Below are 13,598 nucleotides of genomic sequence, written 5' to 3'. Positions count from 1 at the left end.
TCTTTCAGACGATCAAGTGCGGACGCCAACGCCTTCGAGCTTCTTCAGTTCGGTCTCGGGGTCGAAGTCGGCGGGCGGGAACTTCGGGTCCATCTCCTCGATCGTCTCGATCAGCAGCCGCGCGACCAGCCAGTTGCGGTACCACTTGCGGTCGGCCGGGACGGCGTACCAGGGCGCGACCGCCGTGGAGGTCTTGGCGAAGATGTCGGCGTAGGCCTTCTGGTAGTCGCTCCACTGGGCGCGCGCGTCGAGATCGGCGGGGTTGTACTTCCACCACTTCGCCGGGGTCTCCAGCCTCGCCTTGAGCCGCTTCAGCTGCTCCTCCGGCGAGATGTCGAGGAAGACCTTCACGATGGTCGTCCCGGCCTCGGTCAGCTCCTTCTCGAACGCGTTGATCTCGGCGTAGCGCTTGCGCCACTCCGCGGCGGGGACGAGCTTCTGGACGCGCGGCACCAGGATGTCCTCGTAGTGCGAACGGTCGAAGACGCCGACCTGCCCCGGCACGGGGAGCTGTTTGCGGATCCGCCACAGGTAGTGGTGGCGGGCCTCGGCCGCGGTCGGCTTCTTGAACCCGGCGTACCGCACGCCCATCGGGTTGACGAGGCCGAGGACGTGGCCGACGGTGCCACCCTTGCCGGAGGTGTCCATCCCCTGCAGGACCAGCAGGAGGCTGCGGTTCCCGCCGCCGACGCCCTCCGCGTACAACGCCTCCTGCAGTTCGGCGAGCCTGCTTCCGGCGTCCGCGAGGTCTTTGAGCCCCTTGGGCTTCTTGGTCGGCCCGATCGGGAACGAGCCCGGATCGTGCCGCTCGCCGCCCTTGCCGATCCTCAGCGTGTCCCGGACGGAGACGGTGTCCTTTTTCGCCATCCGGCGACGATAACCGCGGTCCGGGTCCCGCGCCTCCGGTGATCGAGTACGGCCATGCACGATTTCGCCACCCGATGGAGTCGATACGCAACGAACAACGGGTCAAAGCAACGTTTCCCGGATGAAAGCAGCCGGATGGGCATCTAACCTGAACGCATGACGACCGCCGACTTCATCGCGCTCGACGAGCAGTGGAGCACGCACAACTACCACCCCCTGCCCGTGGTGATCGCCACCGCCGAAGGCGCCTCGGTCACCGACGTCGAGGGCAAGACCTACCTCGACTTCCTCTCCGGCTACTCGGCGCTGAACTTCGGGCACCGCCACCCCGGGCTCATCGCCGCCGCGGTCGAGCAGTTCGGCCGGGTGACGCTGACCTCGCGCGCCTTCCACCACGACCAGCTCGGGCTGTTCTGCCGGGAGCTCGCCGAGCTGACCGGTACCGAGATGACCCTGCCGATGAACTCCGGCGCCGAAGCCGTCGAATCCGCGGTGAAGATCGCCCGGAAATGGGCGTATCGGGTCAAGGGCGTCCCCGACGGGACCGCGGAGATCGTCGTCGCGGGTTCCAACTTCCACGGCCGCACGACGACCATCGTGTCCTTCTCCACCGACGAGACCGCGCGCGCCGACTTCGGCCCGTTCACGCCGGGCTTCGTCACGGTCAAGTACGGCGACGCCGAAGCGCTCCGCGACGCCATCACCGAGCGCACCGCCGCGGTCCTGCTGGAGCCGGTGCAGGGCGAGGCGGGCGTGATCGTGCCGCCCGCCGGCTACTTCGCCGAGGCGCGGCGGCTGTGCGATGAGCACAACGTCCTGCTGATCGCCGACGAGATCCAGTCCGGTCTCGCCCGCACCGGCACCGTCCTCGCGCTCGACCACGAGGGCGTCCGCGCCGACGTCTACACGCTGGGCAAGGCGCTCGGCGGCGGCATCATGCCGGTCTCGGCCGTCGTCGGGAGCAAGGACGTGCTCGGCGTGCTGCGGCCGGGTGAGCACGGCTCCACCTTCGGTGGGAACCCGGTCGCGTGCGCGATCGGCCGCGCCGTGGTCGGCCTGCTGAAGACCGGCGAGTTCCAGGAGCGCTCGCGAGAACTGGGCGCCCACCTGCACTCGCGGCTCGGCGAACTGGTCGGGAACGGGCTCGCCGAGGTCCGCGGGCGCGGGCTCTGGGCGGGCATCGACATCGCGCCCGGCGGGCCGACCGGCCGCGAGGCGTCGACGGCGCTCGCCGAACGCGGCGTGCTGTGCAAGGAGACGCACGACCACACGCTGCGGATCGCGCCGCCGCTGGTGATTTCCCGCGAGGAACTCGACCGCGGTATCGACGCGATCACGGAGGTCGTCAAGACGCGGTGAACCTTTCGGACGGGTTGTACGTTGCCTGTCCATGGGAGAAGAGCGGGAGTGGGTGGAGCGGCCGCTGGTCGGCACCGAGACGGTGTCGCCGGAGGACTGGTCCGCGAGGGGTAAGGCGCTGCGGGCCGAGGCGCCGACGTCCGCGCACGATCACGCGGCGGCGGGCGAAGGACGGCCGAGTGTGGCGGAGTTCTTCGCGCGGAGCAACGAAGGCCGCCTGCCGGAGCTGGTGGAACTGCGGCGCGAGCGCATGCTCGCGTCGCCGTTCACCTTCTACCGCGGGGCCGCCGGGCTGATGGCCGCCGATCTGGCGGGTTCGCCGGCGTCCGGGCTGACGGCGCAGCTCTGCGGCGACGCGCACGCCGCGAACTTCGGGCTGTACGGCACGCCCGAAGGCCAGATCGTCATGGACATCAACGACTTCGACGAATCGGTGCCGGGCCCGTGGGAGTGGGATCTCAAACGGCTCGCCGCGAGTCTCGTCCTGGCCGGTCGCGAGGGCGGCATCGGCGAATCGGGCTGCCGTGAAGCCGCCGAAGACGCGGTGAAGTCGTACCGGCGCACCATCCGGGGGCTGGCGGAGCTGCCGTTCCTGCGGTCGTGGAACGCGTTGCCGGACGCGTCGGTGCTGAGCAAGGTGCGCGCGCACGACCTGATCGACGACTTCGAGGAAGCGGCCGAGAAGGCGCGGAAGAACACCAGCGCCAAGGTCACCGCGAAGTGGACCAGGCGGATCGACGACCACGAGACCGGGCTCGAACGGCACCGCTTCGTCGAAGACCCGCCGGTGCTCACGCACGTCGACGACGCGACCGCCGAGGCCGTCGTGACCGGCCTGGTGTCCTATGTGGACACCCTGCGCGAGTCGCGGCGGACGCTGATCTCGCGGTACCGGGTGTCCGATGTGGCGTTCCGGGTGGTCGGCACCGGCAGTGTCGGGCTGCGCAGCTACGTCGCGCTCCTGCACGGGAACTCCGGCGAAGACCTTGTCCTGCAGGTGAAACAGGCCAACCCGTCGGCCCTCGCGCCGTTCCTCGGCCTGCCCGCTCCCGAGCACGAGGGCCGCCGGATCGTCGAGGGCGCGCGGCTCGTGCAGGCCGAAACGGACATCCTGCTCGGCTGGACGACCATCGACGGCGTGCCGTACATCGTCCGGCAGTTCCGGAACCTCAAGGGCGACATCGATCCGGCGGAGCTGAAGAAGGACCACCTCGACGACTACGGCCGCCTGGCCGGCGCGTTGCTGGCGCGGGCGCACGCGCGGTCACTGCATCCGCGGATGCTGGCGGGCTACTTCGAGGACGACGAAGACCTCGACGAGGCCATCGGCGCCTACGCCATGCGGTACGCGGACCAGACCGAAGCGGACTTCGAAGCCTTCCGCGCCCTCTGACCCCCCTGCCGCGTTTAGTCCTCTAAATGCGGCAGGTCGGCGGCCGGGGACCAAACCGATCCGGCACCTTCGCGCGGCTCCTCACGGGGGTCGTGAGTGGCGATTAGGGTTCTAACCCGAATCGCCACTCACGACCACCTGGACCGATCGGCCGCCCTCGCGTGATCGAAGACGGAACTCGCGTGATCAGCGGCGGAACACACGAGTGCGGCCGCCAATCACGCGAGTCACGTCCCTGATCACGCGAGTCACGCCTTCGCTCACGCCGCGCCCCGTGTTTCCAGTCCGTGAAGGCCTCCTTGAGGGAACCAGAGTCCCTCAAGGAGGCCTTCACGGACTTCGAACCGGGTGGGTACTGGACCCGAGTCGGCCGCATTTAGTCCTCTGAATGCGGGCTCAGACCAGGGCCAGGACGTCGTCGGCGCAGCCCCAGGCGACGGTGATCCCCGCACCGCCGTGTCCGTAGCAGTGCACGACGCGGCCGTCCCGCTCCAGTCGCACTTCGGGCCGGAACGGCCGCAAGCCGACCTTCGCGCCCAGCACGGGCGCGTCGGCCAGCGCGGGCACGAGTTCCCGGCACCGGCGCACGATGTCGGCGGTCACGCCGGGGTCCGGTTCGACCGAATCGCGGCCGGGCTCCTGCGTGCCACCGCAGACGACGTGGCGGCCGTGCGGGATCACGTGCCGCAACACCGGCGTCGAGCCGTCGACGATCCATTCGGTCAGCCCCGGATCGGCGAGGTGGACGACCTGGCCGCCGACCGGCACCACCGTGCCGTCGCCCGCCAGCCGTCCCCCGCCGAGCCCGGCGGCGTTCACCACGAGATCCGCGTCGAAGTCGTCCAAACGCGACACGGTGCGGAACTCGGTCCGCACGCCCAGCGCGGCGACCTCGCCGGCGAGCCAGGCGAGATACACCGGGGTGTCGACCAGCGCGGTGGTGAAGGTGAGCCGTCCGGGTTCGTGGTCGAGGCCGGGCATGGACAGTGCCCACGACGGCAGCGCCGCCTCACGCGGGACGACGTACGTCCCCCGGAGCATGCGGACGCCGGGGGCACCGAGGGTGCGGTACTCCTCGACGCTCGTCGAGGTCCAGCGGTCGACCCGGTCGGAGTTCGCCGCCAGCGGCGGGAACAGCACGCCACCCGCGACCGCCGACGTCGTCTCCCCCGGACCGGCGTCGGTGAGCACCGTGACGTCGTGCCCGGCCCCCGCCAGCCGGTGCGCGCAGCTCAGCCCGATCACCCCGCCGCCGACCACACTGATCCGCATCGAAAGCCCCCTTCGTCCTCGCGAGCCGTCCTTGCATGGTGACTGATCGCCCGTCACGTAATCTCGCCGGATGAGCGGAAGAGCGCCATACGGGCTGGTCGCGGTGACGTGTGCCGTGATCATGGTCGTGCTCGGGGTGCTGGTCTCCGGCGGAGGTGTCGCCGGTCCGGACGAACTCGCCGTGCGCTGGGTGGAGCGCGCCTTCGGCCCCGACACCGACCTGCTGCGGCTACTGGTGCTGCCGACCGAGGCCTACGTGCTGATCCCGGTCGCGGTACTCGCCGCCGTCCTGTGCCTGATCGGCGGGCGGAGGCTCGAAGCGGTGCTGACCATCGTGGGCCCGCTCGTCGCGATCCTCGCGAACACCTGGGCGCTCAAACCGCTTTTCGACCGCTGGAAGTACACCTACCTCGCCTACCCCAGCGGGCATACCGTCGCGCTGGTCGCGGTGCTGACCGTGCTCGTCCTGCTCGCCCGCCCCGGCGTCGCCAAGGCGGTCATCGCGACGGTGGGCGCGGTGGTGCTCTGCGGCGTGACGATCGGCATGATCGGCCTCGGCTACCACTACCTGACCGATGTCGTGGGCGGCACGCTGTTCGCCGTCGCGACCGTGTGCGCCACGTGGGTCCTGCTCACCTGGGCTGCACGGCGTCGCGCGCCAGTGCCGTCAGACGGCTGACGGCGCGCAGGTACTTCTTGCGGTAGCCGCCGTTCACCATCTCCTCGGTGAACAGCTCAGGCACCGGCTCGCCCGAGACCACCAGCGGGATCGCGCGGTCGTAGAGCCGGTCGGCGAAGGCGACCAGCCGCAGTCCGACGTTCTGGTCGGGTACCGGGTGGATGTCGCGCAGGTGCACCCGGGTCACGCCGTCGAGAAGCCTTCCGTAGCGCGAAGGGTGCAGCTTGCCGAGGTGGTCGCACAGCGCGTCGAAATCGTCCACTGTGGACTCGGGATGCGCGGCGGCGGAGGCTTCCAGCTCCTCGGCGCTCGCGGGCGGCGGCGCGTCCGGCAGGCCGCGGTGGCGATAGTCGGGACCGTCCACGCGGCAGACGCCGAACCGGGCGGACAGCGACTGGATCTCGCGCAGGAAGTCCGCGGCGGCGAACCGGCCCTCGCCGAGTTTGTCCGGCAGCGTGTTGGAGGTCGCCGCGACGAACACCCCCGCCGAGATCAGTTCCTGCAGCAGCCGCGTGACGAGCATGGTGTCGCCGGGGTCGTCGAGTTCGAACTCGTCGATCGCCAGGAACCGGTGCTCCGAGAGCCGCCGCACGGCCTCGGCGAACCCCAGCGCGCCGACGAGGTGCGTCAGTTCCACGAACGTCCCGTACGCCTTGGGCGACGGCGTCTCGTGCCACGTCGAGGCGAGCAGGTGCGTCTTGCCGACGCCGAATCCGCCGTCGAGATAGAGCCCCATCGGCCCGGACGGCGCCTCGTCCCCGCCGCCGAACAACGCGCGCAGCTTCGACTTCGGCTTCCGGTTCGAGGCCTCCGCCACGCGCTTCGCGAACGCGCCGCAGTCGACGACGGCCTGTGCCTGGCTCGGCTCGTCCGGATTGGGCACGTAGGTGGAGAACCGGACCGCGTCGAACCTCGGCGGCGGGACGAGCGCGGTGATCAGCTCGTCGGCGGACAGCTCCGGACGGCGATCGATCAGGCGGGCGGGCATTCGCCGAGGGTAACGGCACCGTCGTCGCGGGTTCACTCTCCCTGACCGGGCGTATCCCCCGCTCAGCGGTGCCGTCGGGCGCGTGCTGGGATGGCGGTGTGCAGCTTTTGTGGCCAACGACACCGGCGGAACCCGTCTCCGACGGCGACCTCGAACGGCTCTACGGGTATCCGGAAGACCTGGCCCGTCCCTGGGTCCAGGTCAACTTCGTCAGCTCCGCGGACGGCGCGGTGGCGGTCGACGAGCTGTCTGAAGGGCTCTCCTCCCCCGCCGACAAGCGGATCTTCCTGATGGGACGGCTGCTTTCCGACGTGATCCTGGTCGGCGCCGGCACGGCGCGCGCCGAGGGCTACCGCGGCGCGCGGATCACTCCCGAACGCGCCGCCCGCCGCGTCTCCCTCGGCCTGTCCGAAGTACCGCCGATCGCGGTCGTGACCCGTTCGGGTGAGCTCGACCCCGAAGGCCCGTTGTTCACCGACACGAAGGTCCCACCGATCGTCATCACCACCGAGAAGGCGCCCTGGGCGGCGCTGGAACGCGCGGGCGCCGAGGTGCTCGTCGCGGGGACCGAAGACGTCGACCTGCATCGCGCGCTCGCACTGCTGGACGAGCGCGGGCTGCGCCGGATCGACTGCGAGGGCGGGCCGGCGCTGTTCGCCGACCTGATCGCGGCCGACCTCGTCGACCAGCTGTGCCTGACCGTCGCCCCGCTGCTGGCGGGCGCGGGCGAACGCCGGATCGCCGACGGCCGCCCGTCCCCGGAACCACGGCGGATGGACCTCGCTTCCGTGCTCTTCGAAGACGGCTTCACCATGTTGCGTTATCGCCGCCGGGAGGGCGGGTGAGCGAGGCCGCGCCGGTTCCGGACGAGGAACTGGCGGCCCGGGCCGCCGCCGGGGACCACGGTGCCTTCGACATCCTGGTCCGGCGGCACACGGCCAGAATGTACCGGGTGGCGCTGCGGATCACCGGCAGTTCGTCGGAGGCCGAGGACGTCGTCCAGGAGGCCTGGCTCTCCGCCTGGCGCGCCTTGCCCGGCTTCCGGTTCGAATCCGCGGTGTCGACCTGGCTCTACCGGGTGACGACGAACGGCGCGCTCGGCGTGGTCCGGCGACGGAAACCGACGGTGCCGCTCGACGAGGGCGACGCGGGCGTCGTGCCTGGTCCGGAGGGGTACGTGGTGAGCGCCGAACAGGTCGGGAGGGTGCTGCGCGCGATCGCCGAACTCGACGTCGGCCAGCGGATCCCGCTGATTCTGCGAGAATTCGAAGGGTTGACCTACGACGAGGTGGCCGAGGTGCTGGAAGTCAGCGTGCCCGCTCTGCGCGCCCGCCTGCACCGCGCACGGGTGGCGCTGCTGGCGAAACTCGGCGACAACCTCCGACCCGGGGAACGGTGATGAGCGAGGATCCGCGCGACGACCCCCGGTGGCAGCAGGTGCGCGCCGCCGCGAGCCGTCCGGTGCCGACGCCGCCGGGACTCGTCGAACGGGTGCTCCGTTCGGTCGGCGGCGTCCGCGGCGGGCACACCACCGCGCCGCTCGACTTACCGTCGTCGGGCGGCAAGACCCAGGTGTCGGAACGGGCGCTGGTGCTGATGACCAGAAGCCTCGCCGCCGAGATCGGCCGCGAGCTCGGCGGGGTCCACGTCTCGGCCGTCGCGCTCGAAGAGGACGTGCTCCAGGTGCTGGTGACGATCCGGTTCGGCGTCGAGGCCGGCGTCGCGGAACTGTTGCGGCACCGGGTCGGCGCGGCGCTGTCCGGCCAGCTCGGTTCGGCCCCGCCCACGATCAACGTCCACGTCGTCGACGTCCACCCGGACTGAACCCCCGCAACTGATTACCCCATCCGGGGGACATCGCGTGACGACTCGGCATGCGCGCGTGTCCTGGTCGGTGAGAGCGTAGGGACCGCCGCGCGCGCAGGTCGCGCGGCACAGGCCGAGAAGGAGCGAACTTCATGGCGCAGCCGAGCGCGAGCAAGCCCGACACCCCCGTCGCGGGGTCGTCGCTCAACGAGGAAGGAGCCGCCGGCAAGACCACGATCTCGTCGGTGGTGGTGCAGAAGGTGGCCGGTCTCGCCACCCGCGAGGTGACCGGGATCCACGCGCTGGGCGGCGGCGTCTCGCGGGCCTTCGGCGCGATCCGCGAACGCATCCCCGGCTCCGGCACGGTCACCACGTCCGGTGTCTCGGTCGAGGTCGGCGAGAAGCAGGCCGCGATAGACCTCGACGTGGTCGTCGAATACGGCGCCCGCATCGTCGACGTCGCGCGCGCGGTGCGCCGCAACGTGATCGGCCAGGTCGAGCAGATCACCGGCCTCGAGGTGATCGAGGTCAACATCGCGGTCAACGACATCCACCTGCCCGACGAGAACGGCGGCGAGACCGAGACCTCGCGGGTGGAGTGATGAACGGGACCCAGACCGGCCTGCTCGCCGGCCTCATCCTCGGCCTCGCCGCGACCCAGGGCTTCACCGCGTTCCTGGTGGCGCTGGCCGTCGGCGTCATCGGCCTCGTCCTCGGCCGCGTGCTCGACGGCGAACTCGACCTCGGCGACCTGTTCGGCCGGGGCCGCGACAAATGACCCTCCCGGCCGAACCGGAGGACCGCGGCACCCTCACCATCGCGCCGTCCGTGGTCCGCAAGATCGCGCAGCACACCGCGGACCAGGTCGACGGGACCACGCGCGCCGAGCGGCGGATCGCCGGGCTCGGGCTGGGGACACACGGCGCGAGCGCGAAGGTCGGCGGCGAGGGCAACGACGTCGATCTCGTGCTCGACGTCGCGCTGAACTACCCGGCGCCGGTGCGGCGGATCGTCGGCGACCTGCGCGCCAGGGTCACCGAGGAGGTCGAACGGATCACCTCGTACCAGGTCCGGGACATCTCGGTGACGGTCTCCGCGCTCCTGCCCGACATCGCGCCCCGCGTCCGCTAGAAGGAGCACCCGCATGCGTTTGTTCGTCCGCCTGCTGTCGGCCCTGCTCGGGCTGGCGCTGGCCGCCGCCGGGGTCCTGCTGGCGCTGGAGGTCGGCTGGGGCTGGTGGCGGCCGGGGCGCGGGCCGCTGTTCGTCCCGTGGGACGACTGGCGCGACAGGCTCGCGGAGCTGTCCTGGAGCGATCCGACCGTCCGCTACGTCTCGATCGCCGTCGCGGTCGTCGGGCTGCTGCTGATCGTGGCGGCAGCCTCGGCCGGGCGGCGCGCCATCCGGCTGACCGATCCGGCGAACGAGGTCAGCGTGACCACGTCGCCGCGTTCGCTGGCCAGGCTGGTCGGGGTGACGGTGCGCGCGCAGGACAACGTCGCGGGCGCGAAGGTCACGGCCACCGCCAAGAAGATCCGCGTCCGCGCGACGAGCAGGCTGGAAACCGAAGGCGAGCTGCGGCCGCGGCTGCTGGAGACGGTCTCCGGTCTGCTCGACGACGTCCCGTTGGTGCGGCGGCCGAAGGTGTCGGTCGTCGTCGACTCCCCGAAGGACCGCCGATGACCCGTTCGGTCTCCGCCAAGGCACTCGGCCGGTCCACCGGCACGGAACGGACGCTGACCGTCCTCATCGGACTCCTCGCGCTGCTCGGCGGCGCCGCGGCGCTGGTGGTCGGCGCGGGCTGGCTCGGCACGTACCGCGCCGACCGGCCGCTCGTGGACCCGATCGCCCTCGATTGGCTGTCACGGCACGCGCTCGCCGGCCGCGTCGGCGCGATCGTGCTCGGCGTCCTCCTGCTGTGGCTGGGCCTGTGGTGGTTCTTCCGGTCGCTGCGCCCGGAAGGCCGCCCGGACCTCGAACTCGACGACGACCTCGTGGTCACCTCCTCGGCCATCTCCGAGGCCGTCCGCCTCGACGCCGAGACGGTCGACGGAGTCGGGCGCGCTCGCGTCCGCGCGGTCGGAGACAAGGAGAACCCGGCGCTGCGGATCACGCTCTGGCTCGTCGAGGGCACCGACCTGAAACGGGTCTGGGAGCAGCTCGACCACACCGTGCTGGCCCGCGCGCGGGAATCGCTCGGGGTGGCCGTCCTGCCGACCGCCGTCCGGATCGAACTCGACACGACGGCACCCCAACGGGTGCGCTGAGCGCGCCGGTGCGGCAAGAATGGCCGTCATGTCGCTTCCCTTGACGTCGCCGATCAAACCGATGCTCGCCAAGCCGGCGAAGGCGATCCCCGATTCCGGCGGGCTGCTGTTCGAGCCCAAATGGGACGGCTACCGCTGCCTCGTGTTCCGCGACGGCGACGAGCTGACCCTGCAGTCACGGTCGGAGAAGCCGCTGAACCGGTACTTCCCCGAGGTCGTCGAGCGGTTGAAGGCGACGCTGCCCGAGCGGATCGTGCTGGACGGCGAACTGGTGGTCGCCCGGGACGGCAAGCTGGACTTCGACGCGCTCACCGACCGGGTCCACCCCGCCGAAAGCCGTATCAAGCTGCTGGCGGAACAGACCCCGGCCGAGTTCGTCGCGTTCGACCTGCTGGCGCTCGGCGACGAGTCCTTTCTGGACGAACCGACGTCGAAACGGCGGGAACGGCTGGAGAAACTGGCCTCCGACGGCATCCACCTCACCCCGGCCACCGCGGATCCGGCGGTCGCGCGGCACTGGTTCGAGCTGTTCGAGGGCGCCGGGCTCGACGGCGTCATCGGCAAACCGCTCGACGAGCCGTACACGCCGGGTAAACGCGTGTTCCTGAAGTACAAGCACTCGCGCACCGCCGACTGCGTGCTCGCGGGGCTGCGCTGGCACGTCGACGGCGAACCGGGCGAGCTGGTCGGTTCGTTCCTGCTCGGGCTCTACGACGAGAACGGCGTGCTGCACCATCCCGGTGTCGTCGGCTCGTTCCCGGTCACCCGGCGGCGTGAACTGGCCGAGGAGCTGGCGCCGCTGATCACCGACGGGGCCGATCACCCCTGGCTGGGCGACAACGTGCGGGAGCACCAGCGGATCCCCGGCGGGATCACCCGATGGAAGTCCAAAGAAGCCCCGTGGGTGCCGCTGAAGCTGGAAAGGGTGGTCGAGGTCGGCTACGAACACACGGAAGGCGGATATCCGTCGCGGTTCCGCCACACCGCCCAGTTCAAACGCTGGCGTCCCGACCGCGAACCGGACTCCTGCACCTACGCCCAGCTCGAAGAGGTCGCCCGCTACGACCTGGACGCCGTGCTGCGCGGCGAGGTGAAACGCACCCGCTAACCGTGTCCTGACATCCGACCTGCGAAGCTCTGTTCCGAGCTTTTGTCATGCCTTGGAAGTGAGGACCAGCCCGTGAGCACCGCCCGCCGCACGCCACGGCTGATCCTGACGACCACCGTGGTGGCGGCCGTGCTCGCGGGCTGCACCGCCGGGCCGTCGGTCCGGCCCGCGGTGATCGACAACGACGGCAAGCCGGATCCCGGCGGTCAGACGACGGCGCAGCAGGTGCCGCTGCCGCCGCTCGCCGAACCCCGGTCGCCGTCGATCAAATGGGAGGACTGCGACGAGGCGACCCGGCAGCGGCTGGGCCAGCCGTCCGTGCCGGACACGCTGAAGTTCTCCTGCGCCAGGGTGCCCACCACGCTCGACGCGCCGGACCTGCCCGGCCGCGGGCTCTCGCGGCTGTCGGTGGTCAAGACCGGCGGCGGACCCATCCCGCTCGTCGTGGTCAACGACGTCGACGGTGAGCCGGGGTCTCTGTACGCCGCGCGGCTGGCCGCGACGCTGCCACCCGAGTTCCTGCAGAAGTTCTCCCTGATCGGGGTGGACCGGCGCGGGACCGGGGCGTCCGCGCCGGTGCAGTGCATCCCGGCGGAGATCCGCACCGATCTGCTGGGCGGCGATCCGACGGCCGCCGACCTCGAAGGCGTCGTCGACGCGGCGCGCAAGGCCGGTCAGCAGTGCGCCATCGAGCTGGACGACTCGCAGGTCGCGATGGACAGCTGGCGGGCCGCAGGCGACCTCGAAGAGCTCCGTGAGCAGCTGGGCATGGACAAGCTGCACGCCCTCGGGCGCGGCGACGGTTCGAAGGTCCTCGCCGAATACGCCGTGCGGTTCCCGGCGCAGGTCGGCCGGGTGATGCTCGACGGACTGCCCGACCCCGCTCCGGACGCGGCCGCGGTACAGGAACAGGTCGCCGCGAGCGCGCAGGCGACCCTCGACGCTTTCGGCGCCGATTGCATCGCGCGGGGCTGCCCGATCGGCGATGCCCGCTCGGCCGTGTCCGCCGTCGCGGACCGGCTCCGCTCGGCTTCCGCGACGACCACCGACGGTGCGGAGATCACGCCGGGGATCGCGCTGTACGCCATCTACTCCGGGCTCGCGCAGCGCTCGCGCTGGGTGGAACTCGCCGAGGCGCTCAAGACCGCGCAGACCGGCGACGTCACCCCGCTGGCCGCGTTCGCCGAACCGGTGCTGAAGGACTCCCGGGCGCGGCCGTCACGGCTGGACGGCACGCTCGCGACCAAGTGCAACGACAGCGCGACCCGGCTCTCGGCCGAGGAACTCACACGCGTGACCACGACACTGCGCGACAAGTACCCGCAGTTCGGCGTCTTCGCCGCGCAGCAACTGGCCTGGTGCAGCCCGTGGCCCGTGCGCCGCGAACCGCTCCCGCCCGCGGGCGCGCCGGGTGCGCCGCCGATGCTCGTCGCGGGCACCGCGACCGACCCGGTCACCCCGGAACAGGGCACCGGCCGGGCCGCCGACCAGATGCCGAGCGCGGTCACGATCACCTGGCAGGGCGCCGGGCACGGCGCGCTGAGCCTCTCGCCGTGCGTGGCGGACGCGACGCGGGCGTTCCTGATCGACGGGAAGGTGCCCGTCGACGGGACCCTCTGCCCGGCCTGACTCCCCACCCGCGTCGCCGCTTGAAGTGTCATGAAAGGGTCGTTCAGGACGTTTTTCGTCCTGAACGACCCTTTCATGACACTTCCGGTGCGACTCCAGGGCGCGTTGTGAAAGCCACTTTCGCAACGTTGAAGGTTGCGAAAGTGGCTTTCACAACCTCACCCGCCCCACACTCCCCACCCGCGTGCCATGAAAGGTCCTTTCCTTGCAAAATTTGCAAGGAAAGGACCTT

16 protein-coding genes are annotated in these 13,598 nt (G+C 70.9%); 13 read left to right on the top strand and 3 right to left on the bottom strand.

The genetic code is table 11. The annotated features are described in order from the left end of the window. Positions 1–12: 12 nt before the first annotated feature. Entirely contained in the window at positions 13–867 is an 855-nt protein-coding gene (locus tag AMK34_RS24745) for a PPK2 family polyphosphate kinase (RefSeq protein ID WP_073846932.1), read from the bottom strand. A 156-nt stretch (positions 868–1,023) separates the two neighbouring features. On the opposite strand from AMK34_RS24745, the gene rocD reads away from it, so the two are divergent. Both rocD and AMK34_RS24735 read left to right on the top strand, forming a co-directional pair. Next, on the top strand, positions 1,024–2,226 hold the full coding sequence (rocD, locus tag AMK34_RS24740; RefSeq protein WP_037343845.1) for an ornithine--oxo-acid transaminase: 1,203 nt from the start codon (positions 1,024–1,026) through the stop codon (positions 2,224–2,226). Between the two features lie 31 nt (positions 2,227–2,257). Then, positions 2,258–3,619, top strand: coding sequence for a DUF2252 domain-containing protein (locus tag AMK34_RS24735; protein WP_073846931.1), 1,362 nt, complete (start codon positions 2,258–2,260; stop codon positions 3,617–3,619). 396 nt (positions 3,620–4,015) lie between these two features. On the opposite strand, the gene AMK34_RS24730 is transcribed toward AMK34_RS24735, so the two are convergent. Continuing rightward, complete coding sequence (locus AMK34_RS24730; protein WP_073846930.1) at positions 4,016–4,891, bottom strand: FAD-dependent oxidoreductase; 876 nt, start codon at positions 4,889–4,891, stop codon at positions 4,016–4,018. Positions 4,892–4,961: 70 nt separating this feature from the next. Here AMK34_RS24730 and AMK34_RS24725 point away from each other — a divergent pair, with 70 nt between their 5' ends. Then, positions 4,962–5,570, top strand: a complete 609-nt coding sequence (locus tag AMK34_RS24725; RefSeq protein WP_073846929.1) for a phosphatase PAP2 family protein — start codon at positions 4,962–4,964, stop codon at positions 5,568–5,570. Here AMK34_RS24725 and zapE read toward each other — a convergent pair. Then, a complete protein-coding gene (zapE, locus tag AMK34_RS24720; RefSeq protein WP_037343841.1) occupies positions 5,524–6,558 on the bottom strand; it encodes a cell division protein ZapE in 1,035 nt (344 codons plus the stop codon). The two genes, AMK34_RS24725 and zapE, sit on opposite strands and share 47 nt — an antisense overlap. A 98-nt stretch (positions 6,559–6,656) precedes the next feature. Here zapE and AMK34_RS24715 point away from each other — a divergent pair, with 98 nt between their 5' ends. The 10 genes from AMK34_RS24715 to AMK34_RS24675 all read left to right on the top strand — a co-directional run bounded on the left by AMK34_RS24715 (position 6,657) and on the right by AMK34_RS24675 (position 13,366). Next, positions 6,657–7,403, top strand: coding sequence for a pyrimidine reductase family protein (locus AMK34_RS24715; protein ID WP_073846928.1), 747 nt, complete (start codon positions 6,657–6,659; stop codon positions 7,401–7,403). Next, the gene (locus AMK34_RS24710) at positions 7,400–7,957 is read left to right on the top strand and encodes an RNA polymerase sigma factor (RefSeq protein WP_038515690.1); all 558 of its coding nucleotides are present in this window, start codon (positions 7,400–7,402) and stop codon (positions 7,955–7,957) included. Before AMK34_RS24715 ends, AMK34_RS24710 begins: the two co-directional genes overlap by 4 nt. Beyond that, positions 7,957–8,382: a hypothetical protein gene (locus AMK34_RS24705; RefSeq protein WP_038515692.1), complete on the top strand. Its 426-nt coding sequence runs from the start codon at positions 7,957–7,959 to the stop codon at positions 8,380–8,382. Before AMK34_RS24710 ends, AMK34_RS24705 begins: the two co-directional genes overlap by 1 nt. 134 nt (positions 8,383–8,516) lie before the next feature. Beyond that, the gene (locus AMK34_RS24700) at positions 8,517–8,966 is read left to right on the top strand and encodes an Asp23/Gls24 family envelope stress response protein (RefSeq protein ID WP_037343835.1); all 450 of its coding nucleotides are present in this window, start codon (positions 8,517–8,519) and stop codon (positions 8,964–8,966) included. Continuing rightward, complete coding sequence (locus AMK34_RS42800) at positions 8,966–9,142, top strand: hypothetical protein (protein ID WP_143202571.1); 177 nt, start codon at positions 8,966–8,968, stop codon at positions 9,140–9,142. Before AMK34_RS24700 ends, AMK34_RS42800 begins: the two co-directional genes overlap by 1 nt. Next, the gene (locus AMK34_RS24695) at positions 9,139–9,495 is read left to right on the top strand and encodes an Asp23/Gls24 family envelope stress response protein (RefSeq protein ID WP_073846927.1); all 357 of its coding nucleotides are present in this window, start codon (positions 9,139–9,141) and stop codon (positions 9,493–9,495) included. The genes AMK34_RS42800 and AMK34_RS24695 overlap by 4 nt, the downstream gene beginning before the upstream one ends. A gap of 13 nt (positions 9,496–9,508) precedes the next feature. After that, on the top strand, positions 9,509–10,045 hold the full coding sequence (locus AMK34_RS24690; protein WP_073846926.1) for a DUF6286 domain-containing protein: 537 nt from the start codon (positions 9,509–9,511) through the stop codon (positions 10,043–10,045). Then, entirely contained in the window at positions 10,042–10,629 is a 588-nt protein-coding gene (locus tag AMK34_RS24685) for a hypothetical protein (RefSeq protein WP_073846925.1), read from the top strand. The genes AMK34_RS24690 and AMK34_RS24685 overlap by 4 nt, the downstream gene beginning before the upstream one ends. 28 nt (positions 10,630–10,657) lie before the next feature. After that, a complete protein-coding gene (locus AMK34_RS24680; protein ID WP_073847178.1) occupies positions 10,658–11,737 on the top strand; it encodes an ATP-dependent DNA ligase in 1,080 nt (359 codons plus the stop codon). A gap of 72 nt (positions 11,738–11,809) precedes the next feature. Then, on the top strand, positions 11,810–13,366 hold the full coding sequence (locus AMK34_RS24675; RefSeq protein ID WP_038515700.1) for an alpha/beta hydrolase: 1,557 nt from the start codon (positions 11,810–11,812) through the stop codon (positions 13,364–13,366). The last annotated feature ends 232 nt before the right edge of the window (positions 13,367–13,598 follow it).

The organism is Amycolatopsis sp. CB00013 (genome assembly GCF_001905755.1).
Classification (GTDB): domain Bacteria; phylum Actinomycetota; class Actinomycetes; order Mycobacteriales; family Pseudonocardiaceae; genus Amycolatopsis; species Amycolatopsis japonica.
The sequence above is the reverse complement of the archived record's forward strand: the minus strand, read 5'-3'. Positions and strand labels throughout refer to the sequence as shown.